The sequence below is a fragment of the Synechococcus sp. JA-2-3B'a(2-13) genome, from assembly GCF_000013225.1.
In the GTDB taxonomy this organism is placed as follows: Bacteria; Cyanobacteriota; Cyanobacteriia; order Thermostichales; family Thermostichaceae; genus Thermostichus.
On the sequence record NC_007776.1, the window covers coordinates 2,510,697 to 2,527,173 of the forward strand.

Here is a 16,477-nt window from a genome sequence, read left to right on the forward strand (position 1 = left end):
TCCATCCTTTGCTAGGATCACAAAGCTGACTTTTTAGCCCTCCTGGAAAGTCGCCCCTGTTCTCAATCTGGAGAGATGGCCGAGTGGTCGAAGGCGCAGCACTGGAAATGCTGTGTGGGGCAACTCACCGTGGGTTCGAATCCCACTCTCTCCGCTGGAACTTGTTTGTCAGAGCAACTCACCGTGGGTAAGGCCATCCGGCCCGCTGGCGCGACCGAATCCTACTCTCTCCGTAATCCGATAACGTCCACTGAAGTCCAGAAAGCTCTTACCCAGCAAGGCTTCTGGGCTTTTTAGTGTCCACGATAGACCGGGGAAACCCACTGTAATCCAGGCTAAAGTGGGACACAATAGGGGATATAACAGACGGGGTGGGACATGGCCCTGTCAGAGATGGCCATTCGGAATGCCAAACTCAAGGACAAGCCGTACCAGTTGCCGAATAGAGAAGCAAGGCCATCCTGCCTGCCGAAGTTTTTGCCGAACCAGCTGACTATAGACTATAGACTAACGGCCAACCGTAGGACGATGCCGACAAGAGCTACGGTGGCAGCTCCAATCAAGGCAAAAGCCAGGTTAACCACTTGGGCGCTAGCCTTTTGATAGGTGTCAATTCGTTCTAGGATCACCCGGTTTTCTATCCCCTGCTCGGCCCAACGTCTCTCCTGCTCGGCCCAACGTCTCTCCTGCTCAGCCCAACGTCTTTCCTGCTCGGCCCAGCGCTTTGCTTGATCGGCTGCCAGGGCTTCTAGCCGCTCGTTGGTTCTGGAGACATCCTGCCGTAGTCCTTCCACATCCTGTCGGATCTCTTCCACATCTTGCCGGATCTCTTCAATAACACTCAACACATCCCTGAGGGTGGGTTCACCGGCGGGCATCATAGAGCTGCAACCTCACTGAACAGCAAACGGTCTGAGCTCGCTAGATCAACTCGCTCACCGGGAAGCGATCCAGCATTTTTTGGGCTTGACGGGCATTTTCCCGTAACTCCGCCGGCAGATGGGGAACATAAGGGATCTGAGAAAGCAAATCCAGCGTGCGGCGGATCAGGCGCACCAAGTCTCCGGCATCTAGGTTGGTGCTGGCTTCTAGGGTTTCCCAAGGGATCCCTTGCGCCCAATGTTCGACGATCCCAGCCAAGCTGGGCTCAAACCCAATCGGCACATGAAACACCTGGTGTTGCCGTTGGCTGCGGAACAGCTGCCGCCGTAAACCCCGCAATCCGTGCAGCACATCCTCCACCAGCCCCGAGGTGCGCAGCCGGCTGTAGGTACCTGAACGGGGAGCCTCTGAGACCAAGGCAGCCACAACTCCGGCCAAATGATGGGGAGCACAGCCCTGACACTCACCCGAGAGCAGAGCCAGCGCCAGCCAGAGCTCGTTATCCCCCCGCAGCGCGGCCACCACCTCTCCGCTATCGGTAGGTTGATACTCTTGCAGACAGTTGAAATCCTGCAACACCCCCACCAAGGCCATAAATTGCTGCCAGCGCAACTCCTGCACGGAATCGCTTTGCCGCTCCAGGTGCTCGAGGCGCTTGAGCAAGCGCTGGCGTTTTTCTCGCAAACCCAGCAATTTTTTCCCCACTTGGTGAGCGGGGTTCTCTCGGATTTGAGCTTCTAGGGCACGGATTTTTTCCTCTTGGGCATGAATGTGGGGAAAGGCCAACAGCCGCAAGGTGGGATCCGGCTCAGCTTCCCGTTGTTTGAGCAAGTAGCGCAAAATGCGTCGTTCTTCCCGCCGTTGCGCCTGCATCTTCTCATAGCGGGCGATATCTTCGTCGGCAATGCCTCCCAAGAGACGGTCGATCTCCTCCAGCTCGGCGCGCGTGTGCAGGATCTCCTGTTGTTCGGGCAACTTTTGCAACGAGAGCAAATACTGGCCGAAGCTGCGGTTGATCAGATCCCGTGCTGCTTCCAAAGAGTGCTTTTGCAGCAGGTTCAGCACCATGCCATAGGTGGGGGTAAACTGGCTCACCAAGGGATCCGCTCCAGAGGTGGCCAGCCGCGCAGCTTCTTGGGCCCCCTCAAACGGGGATTGCACCGTCACCACATGGCCGATGATGTCCTTGCCCCGCCGTCCGGCTCGGCCCGACATTTGCATGAACTCGGAAGCGGTCAAGAGGCGGTGGCCGTTGTCGGTGCGCTTGGAAAGGGAAGAGATCACCGTGGTTCGCGCAGGCATGTTGATCCCGGCGGCCAAAGTCTCAGTGGCGAAGACCAGCTTCACTAGCCCCTGCTGAAACAGATGCTCCACCAGTCCCTTCCAGGCAGGCAACATGCCGGCATGGTGAGCGGCAATACCCCGGTAAAGGGCATCCAACTGATCTCGTCGGACAGCTTCGGGCGTTTCTCGACAAAAGCGGTCGATCTGCTCGGCCAACTGCTGCCGTTCTTCCTCGCTGGCTACCAAGTCCAGATCCCTTACGCTGGCCACGGCCATATCACAGCCTTTGCGACTGAAGATGAAATAGATGGCCGGCAGCATGTCCCGCTGGCGCAAGTTTTCCAACACCTGCGCTATGTCCGGCACTCCTGCCCAGGAGGGCTCGTGGGAGTTGGGCCGTTTGCTTTTCAAGCGGCGGTTGCGAACCCACTGCCCCGACTCGGTTTGCTCCAGCAGGGGGAACAGCCCTTTGCGATTGGCAAAGTGAAATTGCAGCGGCACCGGGCGGTGGTTGGAGTCGATCAGATGGGTGGGGCCATGCACCTGGTTCATCCAATCGGTGAGCTGGTCGCTGTTGGCCAGGGTGGCAGAAAGGGCAATGAGCTGGATCGTGGGGGGGCAGTAGATGATTGCTTCTTCCCAGACGGTGCCCCGCTGCTGGTCGTTCATGTAATGGCATTCGTCCAAGATCACCGCCTGCACATCCCGCAAGGGATCCACCTCGCCCTCTGAGAATTCTGTGCCGTCATCGCGTTCGCCGTAGGCATACCTTTGCACTGCCAAGGATATCGGTGTGCCGTAGAGCATGTTGCGGAAGATCTCGGTGGTCATCACCAAGACCGGTGCATCCCGGTTGATGGAAATGTCGCCGGTGAGCAGGCCAACCCGTTCCGGGCCAAATTGCTGGCCAAAATCCCGGAACTTTTGGTTGGAGAGGGCCTTCAGGGGCGTTGTATAGAAAACCCGCTTGCCCTGGGATAAGGCTCGATAGATCGCATATTCTCCAATCAGGGTCTTGCCGGATCCCGTGGGAGCACAAACCACCACCGATTCCCCAGCAGCCAGAACCTGAATGGCTCGGATCTGAAAGTCGTCCAGCTCGAAGGGGAAAAGCTGCCGCAACTCGTCCAGCAAATCGGTTGCCGGGGGGAGAAGCGCACTCATGGGATCCAAATCAACATTGGGAAACCTGGAAACCCGCCCAATTCACTGCTTCCTGTGGGTTGTACCTTCTAGGATACAAGCTTTCTTGGGGCGTCGACTGCTCCCCTGCAAAAAGCGCCAGTTACTCTGCTTCTTTGGATCAAGAACAGCAGCTCAAGCAAGTGCTAAAATGGGGTGCCGTTGCCGGATGCTATCGTGCTGGTCGTCATCGACAACTACGACAGCTTTACCTACAACTTGGTGCAGTACCTGGGGGAGTTGGGAGCTCAGCTTCAGGTTTTTCGCAATGACCAGCTCTCCGTTGACGACCTGCGCCGAATGCAGCCGCAAGCTGTAGTTATCTCTCCTGGGCCAGGGCGGCCAGAAGATGCTGGGATCTCGCTGGAGTTGATTCGGGAGCTGGGGCCAGAGCTGCCGATTTTGGGGGTTTGTCTGGGGCACCAGTGCATTGGCCAGGTCTATGGTGGTCAGATCGTGCGCGCACCTGAGCTGATGCATGGCAAAACCTCGCTCATTTACCATCGAGGGGTGGGGGTGTTTGAGGGGTTGAGCCAGCCTTTCACGGCCACCCGCTACCACAGCTTGGTGATCGAGCCTTCTACGTGTCCTGACGAGCTGGAGGTGACGGCTCAAACAGGCGATGGGATCATCATGGGGGTACGCCACCGCCGCTATCCCCACGTTCAGGGCGTGCAGTTCCACCCGGAGAGCATCTTGACTGCAGAGGGCAAGCGCTTGTTGAGCAACTTCCTGCGCAGCGCCAAAGCCTCAACTGCTGCTCAGCCCAATGTTTCGCAGAAACCTCAGGAAACCGTTGCCGTTGTTACATCAGGGATCCCCACTCCATGAAGCGTCGCCAGCTTCTGCAAGCCAGCGCTGGGCTACTGGGATCGATGGCCGTGAACCTGGCCAGAGGGCGCAAAGCGGGCGCTCAGACAGCGCCGGCACAAGGTTCGGAAACGCCAACAACCCCAGGGTCTATAGAGTTCACTCCCGGCTCCAGCTCGCAGGGGCTGCAACTGACTTGGCTGCACCACAGTTGTGTTTTGTTCGAGGGGGAGGGCCAACGGTTTCTGGTCAACCCGTTTCGGCCGGCGGGCTGTACGGCTGGCTATCCTGCCCCACGAGTTGCTGCCGATCTGGTGTTGCTCAGCAGCCGCTTGTTGGATGAGGGTGCTTTGGATGTGGTGCCCGGCAACCCCAAGGTGCTGTTTCAGCCGGGAGACTATCTGATTGACGGGATCCGGGTGCAAGGAGTACGCATGCCCCGTGGCCCTCGCTTTGGCGTAAACGTGGGTTGGCGCTGGCGCATGGCTGGGATCGACATTGTCCATTTGGGAGGGGCGCTGCAGCCAATTACGCGGGAGCAGTCCATCCTGCTTGCTCGTCCCGACCTGTTGCTGGTGCCAGTGGGGGGTGGGCCGAAAAATTACGATCCTGCCGGGGCCAAGGCGGCCATTGAGGCGCTGCAGCCCAAGCTGGTCATCCCCACCATGTATCGCACGGCCGCCGCCGAGGAATCCCAATGCGAGCTGCTGCCGCTGCAGGAGTTTTTGCGTCTCTTCCCCGCTGCTGCCCCGCAACCTGCCCTCAGCAACCCGTTGCTGCTCTCGGCCCAGGCTCTGCCCAGGCAGGGGCTCGCCATCCTTTTCTTTGAGGAATAGGGCTATGCGAGGTCAGGTCCTAAAAATCGCTGTCGGACTGGGATCCCTGCTAGTGGGGGGTCTGGGATTCTATGGATACTCCCTACCAGAAGATCCACAAGCCTTGGCCCAAGCCAACCCGCTGCGGCTGCAACTGGCTCTCTGGCTGGGGAAAGACGCCAACGCTGTCGATGAGCGGGGCAAGACAGCCCTGTTTTTCGTGGAGAGCGGCCTCAACGCTCGTCTTTTGCTGGCAGCGGGGGCGGATCCCAATCAACTAGACCATGGGGGAGCTAGCCCACTGCACCAAGCGGCTCGCCTGGGCAACCCTGAGGTTACGAAAGCCCTGCTCCAGGGAGGGGCCGAGGTGAACGCTCGTTTTGGCGCCGGTGGCCTTCCCCTGCATTTTGCCGCTTGGTCCGGCAACCCCGAGGTCGTTCGGCTGCTGCTGGAACATGGCTCCGAGATCGACGAGCCGGACGGCTACGGCCTCACGCCCCTGCGCATTGCCCAGGATCTGCGCCGCTGGGAAGCTGCAACCCTGTTGTCCCGCTGGCCCCGCTCCGCCTCAACCGACGGGCATACAGATTGATTCCCCTTCTCTACCACCCCAGCACCGAGGCGAAGATCAAAGGCGCCACGATGGTGGCATCCGACTCGATGACAAATTTGGGGGTGTCGATCCCCAATTTGCCCCAGGTGATCTTCTCATTGGGCACTGCCCCCGAGTAGGAACCGTAGCTGGTGGTGGAGTCGCTGATCTGGCAGAAATAGCCCCACAGGGGTACGCCCTGGCGACCCAGATCTTGATGGAGCATGGGCACCACACAAATGGGGAAATCCCCAGCAATGCCGCCGCCAATTTGAAAGAAGCCAATGGAGCACTCCGCCGAGGTGTGCGTGTACCAGTCCGCCAGGTGGATCATGTACTCGATCCCTGTGCGGACGGTGTGTACATTGCGGATCTCACCCGTGATGCAGTGGGCGGCATACATGTTGCCGGTGGTGGAGTCTTCCCATCCCGGCACATAGATGGGCAAGTTGGCCTCCATAGCCGCGTAAACCCAAGAGTCCCGCGGATTGATCTGGTAGTAGGGCTCCAGCCGGCCACTGCGCAGAATCCGGTAGAGAAACTCATGGGGAAAATAGCGCTCGCCCGCCTGATCGGTGCTGATCCACTCTTCCAAGAGGGCTTTTTCTAGGCGCCGCATCGCCTCCTCTTCGGGAATGCAGGTATCGGTTACCCGGTTCAGGTGCCGCTCCAGCAGCTCCTGCTCCTGCTGCGGGCTAAGATCGCGGTAGTGGGGCACCCGCTCGTAGAACTCATGGGCGATGAGGTTAAAGATGTCCTCTTCTAGGTTGGCGCCGGTGCAGGAGATGGCGTGAACCTTACCCTGCCGGATCATCTCAGCTAGGGAAAGGCCCAGCTCTGCTGTGCTCATGGCACCGGCCAAGGTCACCATCATCTTGCCGCCCTTTTCCAGGTGAGCACAGTAGCCCTTGGCCGCATCCACCAGCGCGGCGGCGTTGAAGTGGCGAAAATGATGTTGGATAAATTGGCTGACGGGGCTGTTGGTCACGATTTTTCCGGTCACTCTGACCTGGTGAAGCACGGTTTTCTAGTCTATCAACTTTAGGGGCGCTGACAAGCTTTGCTTGGGGATACCTTTATCGGTATTGGCAACCATTCCCCTGCAGGTCGGCTGGAGCAGGTTGCGTTGCGAAGCCGGGATCCCATACCGGTTCTCACCCGGCCTTGGCTGAGACAAAGGGATCGCCTGCCCATGTCAGAATGGTGGCGAATCACCGCCCTATATCCGTTCACGCTATCTGTTCACGTTGGGTTCATGCCTCCTGTCAGCACTGTCGAGCCAGCCGAGCCCATTGCCGAAGTCCAATCTCCTGAGCTGGCTTCTTCTCCTGCCGAGCCATTGCCTGGCGCTGTGGACATGTCAGTGCCAACAACGACCGGGATCTCTATGGGATCCCTGCGGCGCTGGTGGGCGCGCTGGAAACAAAAGCTGCGCCTGGAGACCCAGCTGCTCTTTGTGGCCACGCTGGTGGTCTCCTTGGTGGTGAGCAGTTTCACCTTCTGGGCCGTCAGCACCGTGCAGCAGGATGCTCGCTTCAACGAAGCCCGCTTTGGCCGAGATCTGGGGCTGCTCTTGGCCGCCAATGTCGCCCCCCTGATTGCGGAAGATCGCATTGGCGAAGTAGCGCAACTGTCCCGCCAGTACTTTGAGAGCACCAGCAGCATCCGCTATTTGCTCTACGCCGATCCCGAAGGAAACATCTACTACGGGATCCCGTTCTCCAATCAGGAGGTGAAAACCTCCCTCAGCCTTACCCGTCGCATGCAACTGCCGGACAATCGCCCCCCTGCTGAGGGCCAACCGCTGGTGCGCACCCACCTCACTCCTGCCGGGCGGGTGACGGATATTTTCGTCGGCATCTACCATCAGGGCCGCTTTTTGGGCACCCTCGGCTTGGGCATCAATCCCAATCCCGCCCTGGTGCGCTCCACCCAGCTGGCGCGGGAGGTCTCGATTGGGGTGTTTTTGGCGGTGTGGGTCTTGGCCATCCTGGGAGCGGTGGTCAATGCCCTCACCATCACCTATCCCATCAAAGAGCTGGTCAAAGGTGTCCAGGAGATCACCAAAGGTAACTTCAAGCAGCGCATCGACCTGCCCTTCGGGGGAGAGCTGGCCCAGCTCATCGACAGCTTTAACGAGATGGCGGAGCGGCTGCAAAGCTACGAAGAGCAAAACATCGAGGAACTGGCTGCAGCCAAAGCCAAGTTGGAGACCTTGGTCTTCTCCATCGTCGATGCTGCCATTTTGCTGGATGCCGAGTTGCGGGTGCTGCTGCTCAACCCTGCCGCCTCCCGCATGTTTGGCTGGGAAGGGGATCCCGTTTTGGGCAAACCCCTGCCGGAGCTGTTGCCGGAGGATCTGCAGCAGCAACTGGCCCGCCCCCTGATGCAAATTGCCCGCGGGGATCAAGAGGCAGAGGAAGTTCGCGTCAACCTCACCGGCCCTACCAAGCGCGTCATTCGCATTCTGCTTTCACCGGTGTCGGATCCGCGGCGGCAAAATCTCAAGGGGATCGTGATGACGGTGCAGGACATCACCCGCGAGGTGGAGCTCAACGAAGCCAAGGCTCAATTCATCAGCAACATCAGCCACGAGCTGCGCACCCCCCTCTTCAGCATCAAGTCTTTTATCGAGACCCTCTACGAGTACGGCGAGCAGATGTCCTCGGCGGAGCGGCTGGACTACCTGGAAATTGCCAACCGCGAAACCGATCGCCTCACCCGCCTGGTCAACGATGTTTTGGATTTGTCTCGTCTGGAATCGGGCAAGCAGTACCACTTTGAAGGTGTCGACATCGCGGCAGTGATCGAGCAGACTTTGCGCACCCACCAACTGCAGGCCCGCGACAAAGGGATCCAGCTGCGCAAATTCGTTGATCCCGATCTGCCTTTGGTGTGGGGCAACTACGATCTGCTCTTGCAGGTGATGACCAATCTCCTGGGCAATGCCCTCAAGTTCACTCCCTCAGGGGGCCTGGTGACGGTACATGCCCACCTGGTGGTTCAGGCGGATGGATCCCCGCAGGCAGTGCGGGTGGCGGTGGCCGATACAGGCATTGGCATTGCCCCAGAAGATCAGGAGCGGATTTTCGACCGCTTTTTCCGTGTCGAGAACCGGGTCCACACCCTAGAGGGCACCGGCCTGGGGTTGGCCATCGTGCGCAACATCCTGGAGAAACATCGAACCCGCATCTGCCTGGAGAGCAAGCTAGAACAGGGATCCACCTTCTGGTTCGACCTGCACCTGTACACTGAAGAGGGACCGCTGGAGTTCGAGGTTCAGCCAGCCGAGACGGATCCCCCCAGTTGCTGCTGGCGGGAGCATGCCTCTAACCCCCAAAACCCTGAACTTTGCTGAATTTACTGAGCTTTAGGCGGTTTGGCAAAAGTCATTGAGAGGGATATAGTAGACCAAGTTTCCCCCTGATCCTTGAGTCCACCGCAACGGTTGCCGGGAAGTGAAGGGGGAAAGCGCTCGGGGGGTATTCCTCAGGGCTTTGCGGGATACCGCCTTCCTGCTTGGACTCCGTCCCGCTGACGCGAACAGAGATAGGCAGGATGCGATCGCTTCTTTCCTGAACCATGTTCAGGAGAGTTCAGCGTGAATGTATCAGCACTCCCATCAACGCTGAGGATATGAAGGGCATACCGGCCATTTTTTGGGGGTTGGGCCTCAGTTTCGCATTTTTGTGCCACACTGGTGACCTCTACCACCACCACAGGGGGGCTGGGCAACCCGCTGTTGGCCACCGGCGAAAACGTCACTTCTCTGCTGCTGGCGGTGGTGGCGGTGCTGGCCCCTTGGCTGGCAGTGCTGCTGATGGGTTTGCTGGTGTACTGGCTGGGCAAACGGGCGTTGAAACTGGGGTTCCGCAGCAGAAATGTCGATCCCAAGTCTCAGGGATCCCCGCCGACGGCTGTTCTACACTGGAGAAGGTTTTAACTGGATGGTTTTGCCATGCCGCCTCGCTGGCCCCGGAAGCCCTCCCGTCGGGATCCCGAATTTCGCAAGCTGGATGATCGCTATACCTATGCCGCCCACCTGTCTGTTTTCCTCTGTAGCGGGTCTGGGCTGGTGTTTTTTCAGCAACTGTACCGCGCGGATTGGCCGTGGCTGGTGCCCCTGTTGGGCTGGTGGGCTTTGGGGCTAGGGATCCACAGCTTCTGGATCTTTTTTGTGGCCCGCTATCCCGTCGAGGCCGGCTTTGGGGAGCTCACTCCCGGCGCGCACGAAAACCCAACAGCCGCGGAGACGGATCCCTCCAGAGCCAGCTAGGACTTAGAGAGGGGATGATCCCCTTGCTCCTGTTCTCAGCCAGGGGAGGTAGAAGCTCCACCTGGTCGTCGTTGTCGCTGCAGCAGCAGGGGGGAGAGGTCGCTCTCGTCGTAAATATCCCCCACCAGCTCCTCCAAAATGTCCTCCAGCGTGATCAGGCCGGTGGTGCCGCCGAACTCATCCACCACAATCCCTAGGTGTTGGCGAGAGCGCAGCATTTCCTTGAGCAACAAGCTGACCCGCTTGGTGTCCGGCACAAAAAAAGGCGGTGCCATCGCCTGGGTCACTTCGGCATTGCCTTTTTGATCGAGATAGCGCAAGGCTTGCTTGAGGTGGATAATGCCGACGATCTCGTCCTTGGATTCTCCCTGCACGGGGATGCGCGAGTAGCCCGTTTCCAAACAGAGCTTCACCACATCCTGCAGTGTTTTGTCGTGGGAGATGGTCTCCATTTTAACTCTGGGCTTGGCCACGTCCCGCGCCTGCAGCAAGTCCAAAGCCAAGGCCCCACGGAACAGCCGCCGTTTTTGCCAATCCAGCAGCCCCCGTTGCCCCAACACATCGATCAACAGCTCCAAATCCTTGAGAGAAGCGGTGGCCGTCAGGGGGGAGAACTCCAATAGGTTGAAGAGCCTGCTGACAACCCACTCAAAAGCGTCGCTAAAAGGGCGCAACAGCAGCGATAGGATGTGGACGGGCCGCACCACCCAGCGGAATACCCCCAGTGGATGGCTCACCGCCAAGGACTTTGGGGCTACTTCTCCAAAGAGGAGCACCACAATTGTGGTGGGCACGGTGGCGGCCAAAGCTCCAATCTGGGTTCCCAACAGTTCAATAGAGAGGGTTGTGGCCAAAGCGGCAATGCCGATGTTGACAAAGTTGTTCACCAGCAACAGGGTGGTGATCAGCCGCGAGCGCTGTTGTTGGGCCAGTCGATACAAGCCCTGCGGATCCCCTTGTTCTTCGATCAGAGATTCCAGGCGCAGGTTGTCCATGGCCGTGATGGCGGTTTCGGCCCCAGAGCAAGCTCCTGAGAGGAGCAGCAGAAAGGCTAAGAGAAAGACATTAACCATAGCGCTCCGTTCGCGACGGCGGAACGGGATACAGGTAGCATTGGCTCATCGAGAGAAAAGCGGGTCGGCCTATTTCCATCATCAACGGGATCCCCTCCGGCACCTCAACACCTCGGTGGTTTTGCCAAAGTTCATCACTCAACCCATAGCTCGGCATCCGTGCCCCCTCATCAACTGCATCTTCAACGAAAATCTTCAATGAGAAATGAGAGAGGGATCAAGCTGTTCAAACCGGCCAGCTCCCTGAAAATCATGCGGAAATCTGACTTGTCCCGTTGATTTAGTCTTGATTGAGTCAAAGCTACTGATCTAAACGGGCCGGGCCAGATCGCTCCAAAAGTTGCCGGTACAACATGACAATCTTGTCTTGCACCTCGGATTGGCTCAGGTGATCTGTGTCGATCAAGATGGCATCGGGGGCAGGCCGCAAGGGAGAGATGAGCCGTTCGCTGTCGCGGCGATCCCGCTGCTCGATTTGCGCTTTCAATTCTTCGAGAGGCACCATTTGCCCTTGGGCTTGGAGTTGGTGTTGCCGACGCTGCGCCCGCTCCCCAACAGAAGCGGTCAAGAAAACCTTCAGCTCTGCATCAGGAAAGACGTGGGTGCCGATATCCCGCCCCTCCAAGACAGCACCGCCATCCCGGCCAATGCTGCGTTGCCGCTTCACCAGCTCCTGGCGTACTCCCGGCACTGCCGCCACGTGAGAGACCCAGCGGGTCACTTCCGGAGAGCGAATGGCCTGGGTAATTTCTTCGCCATCGGCCCAGATGCGGGTCGGCTCTGTCGAAGAGGTGCCACTTTGCAGGGTGAGCTGGGTTTGGGCGGCCAGTTGGGTGAGTTGCTCGGCATCGTCCAAAGGGATCCCCCGTTGCAGTGCCAGCCAGGTGATGGCTCGATACATGGCCCCCGTGTCCAAGTACAAAAGCTGCAGCTGGGCGGCTACTGCCCGCGCCACGGTGGATTTTCCGGCTCCAGCCGGGCCGTCAATGGCAATCAGCGGGCGACGCGGGGGAGAAGTCGTGCCGGAAGAAGGGGGTGCCGCATGCTGGACTCTCTCCGGCAAGGGATCCCCTTGCTCTGGGGAAAGGAGCAGGTTGTCGATCAGGCGAGTCTGCCCCACATAGGCAGCAATGGCCAGCAGGCCCTTGTCTTCCACCCGCGGCAGCGGCTGTAGCGTTTGGGGATCCACCAATTCCAGGTATTGCAGTTGCAGCTCTGGGGTATGCTCCAGCTCAGCACGGGCGGCGGCAAGGATCCCTTCTGCTGAGGGATCCCCGGCCTGCCAATGGTCATATCCCCGACGCAAGGCCCGGTACAGCCCGGCAGCCACCTGTCGTTCAGCAGCAGAAAGGTAGCGGTTGCGGGAGCTACAGGCGAGGCCATCGGCTTCTCGCACCGTGGAGCAGGGAACAATCGTGGTGGGTATTTGCAGATCCCGAACCAAACGCTGAATGATCGCCAGTTGCTGGGCGTCTTTTTGGCCGAAGTAGGCCCGCTGCGGCTGCACCAGGTTCAGCAGTTGCAGCACAATGGTGGCTACACCGCGAAAGTGGCCAGGTCGGTGGGGGGCGCAGAGGGTCTGCAGAAGGGATTCGGGGGGCATGACCCAGGTGCGGTCGCTTCCGGTTGCGGGGTCGGCTCCCATCTCTTGCGGGTCAGGGGCAAAGACCACATCCACACCTGCTGCCTCGCACAAAGCTCGGTCCCCCTCCTCGTCGCGGGGATAGCGATCCCAGTCTTCGTTGGGGCCAAATTGCAGCGGATTGACGAAAATGCTGACCACCGTGTGGTCACACTCTTGCCGGCAGCGGCGGATTAGGCTGAGATGGCCCTCATGCAGGGATCCCATCGTGGGCACCAAGCCAACTGTGGATCCCCGCCAATCGGCTACCTGCTCCCGCAAAGCAGCAACTGTGCGCAGCCAGTGCATCGCCATGCCACCTCAATCTCTCTCTCCCCTATGGGTTTTCTCCAACCCCCCCAAAGGCTGCTCCTACAGGCCGATCTTGTTGCTGCGTTGATATTGCCTGTAGGCTGCCACGAATAAGCCCGCCAAGGTGACCACCACCATGCCCAAGACGATCCCCAACAAAATCGGCTCGATCACAACACAGACCTCCCAGTTCAAACCTAGATCATGATAAGCCAAGCCCAAACCTATCCTCACCGTTCCTTGCCAAGGAAATCGAGGGGGGATCCCCTAATAAAATGCAGGGGATCCGCGAAGCCGTTGAGATGGCATACCCATAGCCCATGAGGTCAATTGTCTTGTCCGGGGATGGCGGAGACTTGAAGGAGTGCCTGTCCAAACTGGAAGAGCAACTGCGCCCTTTGGCAGACAAGGCCGTTCCCCTGCTGGTGGCGGACTCGCATCCAGTGCAGGTGTGGGCGGCAGTTTTGACCTGCCAACGCTTGGGGATCCCGCTGTTCCTGGGTAATCCCCACTGGGGAGAACGGGAATGGGGACAGGCTTTGGCGGATATGGGATCCGGCTGGTGCTGGCGCCAGGGCCGACTGGAAGGGGATCCCGCCCCCTTGAATCCGCGCCTGCGAGAGTTGCGGGAAGTTTTGCCCAGCTCCCATTGGCCGTTGATCGGCATCCCCACCGGTGGCTCCGGCGGCCAGATAAAATGGGCCATGCACTCTTGGCTGACCCTCAGTGCCTCGGCCAAAGCCCACCAACAGCACTTTGCCGTCGGGCCTGTACACAGCTATTGCCTTCTGCCCTTGTACCACGTCAGCGGCTTGATGCAGGCAGTCCGCTCCTGGCTGAGCGGTGGGCAGTGGGTTGTCTGGGATTGGAAACGGCAACAGCAGGCCAAGGCTTGGGATCCCCCTTTGCCGGGGAGCTTTCTATCGCTGGTGCCCACTCAGTTGCAACGGCTGTTGCTCAGCGCCCATCCGGGAGTTTTGGAGAGCCTGCGCCAATTTCGGGCCATTTTGGTCGGCGGTGGCCCCACCTGGCCCAGCTTGCGGCAACAGGCCCGGCAACTTCACCTTCCCCTTGCCCTCACCTACGGTATGACCGAGACCGCCTCCCAGGTGTGTACGTTGCTGCCAGAAGCCTTTTGGCAAGGGAGCGACAGTCTGGGTCGGCCTCTGCCCCACGCCACGCTCCAGATCCGCAGCGAAAAAGGGGATCCCCTGCCCAGCCATGCTGTGGGCTACATTCACATTCAGGCAGAGTCGCTGGCACTGGGCTACTACCCGCACCTAAGTGCTACGCACCGCTTACGCGAAGGGCAACAGCAAGGCTTTACCCCCGGCGATTTGGGCTATCTAGACCGACAGGGATCCCTCTATTGGTTAGGTCGAGCCGATGACCTAATCCTAACCGGCGGGGAAAAGGTGATGGCTGCAGAAGTGGAAGGGGAGATCCGAGCCAGCGGCTGGGTGGAAGATGTGTGCGTGTTGGGCCTACCGGATGCCGAATGGGGGCAGCGGGTTGTGGCGGTGGTCGTCCCCAAAACGGGGATCCCCAAAGAGCTGGAAATGCACCTGAAGCAACACCTAAGCCGCCAACTGAGTCCCTTCAAGCACCCCAAGCACTGGCTGTGGTGTACGGGGATCCCGCGCAACCCTCAGGGCAAAGTCAACCGCCAACAACTCCGGCAGTGGGCAGCTCAGACGTTGGGGATCCCAACGCAGGCAAGTTAGCGGGATCCCTCCCGAATGCCCAGACGGGCTAAATCTCGCTTGATTTCAAAGGCCAATTCTCGGTTGTGCGGCTCCGTGGCCAAAGCTTTTCTCAAGTAGGCTTCCGCCTGCTGATAGCGCCCCTCGTAGATCAAATGGTTGCCGAAGCGCTGGTAGGCCAACGCCAAGATGTGGATGGCCTCGCTGGAGTTGGGAAACCGTTTCAGCAGCGCCTCCGCCTGGGCCACCGCCGTGGGCAACTTCCGCTCCCGCCAGGCTGCCTTGACGCGGGCAATCCCCTCCTTGAGCCCTTCCGGATTGGGCTGCTCTGCCGATGAGGGGCCTATGCTGCGAATGACCACCCGCCTTTCGCCGGCAGCAGGAGAGCTGGGTGGAGATTGACGTTGTGCAGATTGACGTTGTGCATCGTAGCGCCGCCGCTGCTCAGGGTCGCTCAGCACTTGGTAGGCTTGGTGGATTTGTTGGAAACGCTCTCGGGATCCCTCCCCTGCCACATCAGGGTGAAACTGCCGCGCCAACCGTCGAAACGCCTGTTTAATCTCTTCAATGTCCGCTGCAGGAGATAGGTTCAGGATCGCGTAGTAATCCATAAACGGTGGCGCAACTAAGGGATCGGGAAAAGACCTGGCCAAAAACCAGCTCTAGTCTATCGCTGCGGCCCCGGCTTGACCAAGGGATCCCACCAAGCGCTTGGTTCTCCCGCTTCCCTCAGCAGCAGGGATCCAGTGTTAGACTTTGCCCAAGTTGTTTGGAGCCTCCATTCCGGCCTATCGAGGATCCCTTCCTGTTGCCCAACTTCATTGCAACTTGGCTTTTTTATTTCTATCTGTTATGAGTGAAGCGCTTCATCAAGCTCTTGCCAATCGAGATCTAAAACAATTATTGGCCCATTTGCAGCGGGGGGAAGATGTGAATGCTGTCGATGCTCAGGGAATGACTTTGCTTCATAAAGCGACACTCCTTGGCGATTTGGAACTGTTGGATTTGCTCTTGGCCCATGGCGCTTCTCCCAATGCCTTGGATCCCACAGGTGCCACCCCTCTCCATTTGGCTGCTGCCGTCGGCCAGGTCAAGCTGGTGGAGCGTCTTTTGAGGGCAGGCAGCGATATCGATCTCCCAGATAACCATGGCTATACCCCTCTCCAGCGGGCTGCTTTAACCGATCAGGCGGAGGTAATCGGTCTGCTCATCCAGAAGGGAGCCAACACCGGTCGTGTTCTCCACTGGGCCACAGCCACCGGTCGAAAAAGCATTCTGGCCCGCCTACTATCCAAGGGAGCGCCGGTGGATGCCACTGACGAAACAGGCCGAACCCCTCTGCATGAAGCCGCCACCCGAGGGGATTTGGGCATCGCTCGCTTTCTGCTCTTGTACGGGGCCAATGCCAATGCGCGCAACCGATTCGGGGCGACACCGATGCACTGGGCTGCTTGGGAAGGACACATCGAAATCCTGGAGCTTTTGCTGGAAAATGGAGCCGAACTAAACCCTCGCAATGAAGATGGGCATACCCCCTTAGCCTATGCACAAAAACGCCAACACAGGCTGGCTGCTCAATGGTTACAAGATCGAGGAGCAACTCTTTAGCTTAGTATCAAGTTTGGCATAGAGAGTAAAACAAAAGTTAATGAAAATGCTGCTATTTCAAGTCATAGGGTATTTGGTCTTCCTCCCTTCTCATGAGATGGGGTTTGAGAGTGAGGGTAACCCCTACAGAAAAAAGGAGAGAGGCTGTTAGGCTTTCCTCCCTCCAGTCTCTTCGTCGCGGTTAGCGTTAACGCCAGCTAGATTCTAACTGATTCTTCCACCTGATTCAACTTTTTTCTAGAGTTTCTCTTGAGCCCAACATAAATTTTTGAACGACAAAACAAGACATAGGACAGACAGTTTGTCCCAAAAGGTTGGT

General features: G+C 58.7%; 15 protein-coding genes, 1 tRNA gene and 1 pseudogene. 9 read left to right on the forward strand and 8 right to left on the reverse strand.

Going from position 1 to position 16,477, the window contains the following annotated elements; all coding sequences use genetic code 11:
* Positions 1 to 69: 69 nt before the first annotated feature.
* A tRNA-Ser gene (locus CYB_RS11470) sits at positions 70 to 154 on the forward strand.
* 346 nt (positions 155 to 500) lie between these two features.
* On the opposite strand, the gene CYB_RS14125 is transcribed toward CYB_RS11470, so the two are convergent.
* Complete coding sequence (locus CYB_RS14125; RefSeq protein WP_011433978.1) at positions 501 to 881, reverse strand: hypothetical protein; 381 nt, start codon at positions 879 to 881, stop codon at positions 501 to 503.
* Positions 882 to 921: 40 nt separating this feature from the next.
* Entirely contained in the window at positions 922 to 3,330 is a 2,409-nt protein-coding gene (locus CYB_RS11480; RefSeq protein WP_011433979.1) for a DEAD/DEAH box helicase, read from the reverse strand.
* Between the two features lie 195 nt (positions 3,331 to 3,525).
* Here CYB_RS11480 and CYB_RS11485 point away from each other — a divergent pair, with 195 nt between their 5' ends.
* The 3 genes from CYB_RS11485 to CYB_RS11495 are packed head-to-tail and all read left to right on the forward strand — an operon-like array spanning position 3,526 to position 5,565.
* Positions 3,526 to 4,179, forward strand: coding sequence for an anthranilate synthase component II (locus CYB_RS11485; RefSeq protein ID WP_011433980.1), 654 nt, complete (start codon positions 3,526 to 3,528; stop codon positions 4,177 to 4,179).
* Positions 4,176 to 4,994, forward strand: a complete 819-nt coding sequence (locus tag CYB_RS11490; RefSeq protein WP_041436742.1) for an MBL fold metallo-hydrolase — start codon at positions 4,176 to 4,178, stop codon at positions 4,992 to 4,994. Before CYB_RS11485 ends, CYB_RS11490 begins: the two co-directional genes overlap by 4 nt.
* A 4-nt stretch (positions 4,995 to 4,998) precedes the next feature.
* Positions 4,999 to 5,565, forward strand: coding sequence for an ankyrin repeat domain-containing protein (locus CYB_RS11495; RefSeq protein ID WP_011433982.1), 567 nt, complete (start codon positions 4,999 to 5,001; stop codon positions 5,563 to 5,565).
* Positions 5,566 to 5,575: 10 nt separating this feature from the next.
* On the opposite strand, the gene CYB_RS11500 is transcribed toward CYB_RS11495, so the two are convergent.
* On the reverse strand, positions 5,576 to 6,553 hold the full coding sequence (locus CYB_RS11500) for a deoxyhypusine synthase family protein (protein WP_041437570.1): 978 nt from the start codon (positions 6,551 to 6,553) through the stop codon (positions 5,576 to 5,578).
* A 369-nt stretch (positions 6,554 to 6,922) separates the two neighbouring features.
* Between CYB_RS11500 and CYB_RS11505 the strand changes: the two genes are divergently transcribed.
* From CYB_RS11505 to CYB_RS11515, 3 genes and pseudogenes are all read left to right on the forward strand, one after another.
* Entirely contained in the window at positions 6,923 to 8,923 is a 2,001-nt protein-coding gene (locus CYB_RS11505) for a HAMP domain-containing sensor histidine kinase (protein WP_041437572.1), read from the forward strand.
* 315 nt (positions 8,924 to 9,238) lie between these two features.
* Positions 9,239 to 9,508: pseudogene (locus tag CYB_RS11510) on the forward strand (DUF4126 family protein); the annotation flags it as partial.
* 15 nt (positions 9,509 to 9,523) lie between these two features.
* The gene (locus tag CYB_RS11515; protein ID WP_011433986.1) at positions 9,524 to 9,841 is read left to right on the forward strand and encodes a hypothetical protein; all 318 of its coding nucleotides are present in this window, start codon (positions 9,524 to 9,526) and stop codon (positions 9,839 to 9,841) included.
* A 35-nt stretch (positions 9,842 to 9,876) separates the two neighbouring features.
* On the opposite strand, the gene CYB_RS11520 is transcribed toward CYB_RS11515, so the two are convergent.
* From CYB_RS11520 to petG, 4 genes are all read right to left on the reverse strand, one after another.
* Positions 9,877 to 10,914, reverse strand: a complete 1,038-nt coding sequence (locus tag CYB_RS11520) for a hemolysin family protein (RefSeq protein WP_011433987.1) — start codon at positions 10,912 to 10,914, stop codon at positions 9,877 to 9,879.
* A complete protein-coding gene (locus CYB_RS15235; RefSeq protein ID WP_187147237.1) occupies positions 10,907 to 11,071 on the reverse strand; it encodes a hypothetical protein in 165 nt (54 codons plus the stop codon). Before CYB_RS15235 ends, CYB_RS11520 begins: the two co-directional genes overlap by 8 nt.
* A 144-nt stretch (positions 11,072 to 11,215) precedes the next feature.
* Positions 11,216 to 12,844 carry a bifunctional pantoate--beta-alanine ligase/(d)CMP kinase gene (locus CYB_RS11525; protein ID WP_011433988.1) on the reverse strand — a complete coding sequence of 543 codons (1,629 nt, stop codon included), beginning with the start codon at positions 12,842 to 12,844 and terminating at the stop codon, positions 11,216 to 11,218.
* 63 nt (positions 12,845 to 12,907) lie between these two features.
* Positions 12,908 to 13,021, reverse strand: coding sequence for a cytochrome b6-f complex subunit V (petG, locus tag CYB_RS11530; RefSeq protein WP_011433989.1), 114 nt, complete (start codon positions 13,019 to 13,021; stop codon positions 12,908 to 12,910).
* Between the two features lie 146 nt (positions 13,022 to 13,167).
* On the opposite strand from petG, the gene CYB_RS11535 reads away from it, so the two are divergent.
* Positions 13,168 to 14,571, forward strand: coding sequence for a 2-succinylbenzoate--CoA ligase (locus tag CYB_RS11535; RefSeq protein ID WP_011433990.1), 1,404 nt, complete (start codon positions 13,168 to 13,170; stop codon positions 14,569 to 14,571).
* On the opposite strand, the gene CYB_RS11540 is transcribed toward CYB_RS11535, so the two are convergent.
* Positions 14,568 to 15,203, reverse strand: a complete 636-nt coding sequence (locus CYB_RS11540; protein ID WP_238376784.1) for a J domain-containing protein — start codon at positions 15,201 to 15,203, stop codon at positions 14,568 to 14,570. The two genes, CYB_RS11535 and CYB_RS11540, sit on opposite strands and share 4 nt — an antisense overlap.
* A gap of 199 nt (positions 15,204 to 15,402) precedes the next feature.
* Here CYB_RS11540 and CYB_RS11545 point away from each other — a divergent pair, with 199 nt between their 5' ends.
* A complete protein-coding gene (locus CYB_RS11545; protein ID WP_011433993.1) occupies positions 15,403 to 16,158 on the forward strand; it encodes an ankyrin repeat domain-containing protein in 756 nt (251 codons plus the stop codon).
* The last annotated feature ends 319 nt before the right edge of the window (positions 16,159 to 16,477 follow it).

Coding starts and splice junctions, on each gene's coding strand:
- CYB_RS11495 (WP_011433982.1), top strand. CDS start 4,999: ATGCGAGGTCAGGTCCTAAAAATCGCTGTCGGACTGGGATCCCTGCTA.
- CYB_RS11535 (WP_011433990.1), top strand. CDS start 13,168: ATGAGGTCAATTGTCTTGTCCGGGGATGGCGGAGACTTGAAGGAGTGC.
- CYB_RS11505 (WP_041437572.1), top strand. CDS start 6,923: ATGTCAGTGCCAACAACGACCGGGATCTCTATGGGATCCCTGCGGCGC.
- CYB_RS11520 (WP_011433987.1), bottom strand. CDS start 10,914: ATGGTTAATGTCTTTCTCTTAGCCTTTCTGCTGCTCCTCTCAGGAGCT.
- CYB_RS11480 (WP_011433979.1), bottom strand. CDS start 3,330: ATGAGTGCGCTTCTCCCCCCGGCAACCGATTTGCTGGACGAGTTGCGG.
- CYB_RS11515 (WP_011433986.1), top strand. CDS start 9,524: ATGCCGCCTCGCTGGCCCCGGAAGCCCTCCCGTCGGGATCCCGAATTT.
- CYB_RS11490 (WP_041436742.1), top strand. CDS start 4,176: ATGAAGCGTCGCCAGCTTCTGCAAGCCAGCGCTGGGCTACTGGGATCG.
- CYB_RS15235 (WP_187147237.1), bottom strand. CDS start 11,071: ATGCCGAGCTATGGGTTGAGTGATGAACTTTGGCAAAACCACCGAGGT.
- CYB_RS11545 (WP_011433993.1), top strand. CDS start 15,403: ATGAGTGAAGCGCTTCATCAAGCTCTTGCCAATCGAGATCTAAAACAA.
- CYB_RS11525 (WP_011433988.1), bottom strand. CDS start 12,844: ATGCACTGGCTGCGCACAGTTGCTGCTTTGCGGGAGCAGGTAGCCGAT.
- CYB_RS14125 (WP_011433978.1), bottom strand. CDS start 881: ATGATGCCCGCCGGTGAACCCACCCTCAGGGATGTGTTGAGTGTTATT.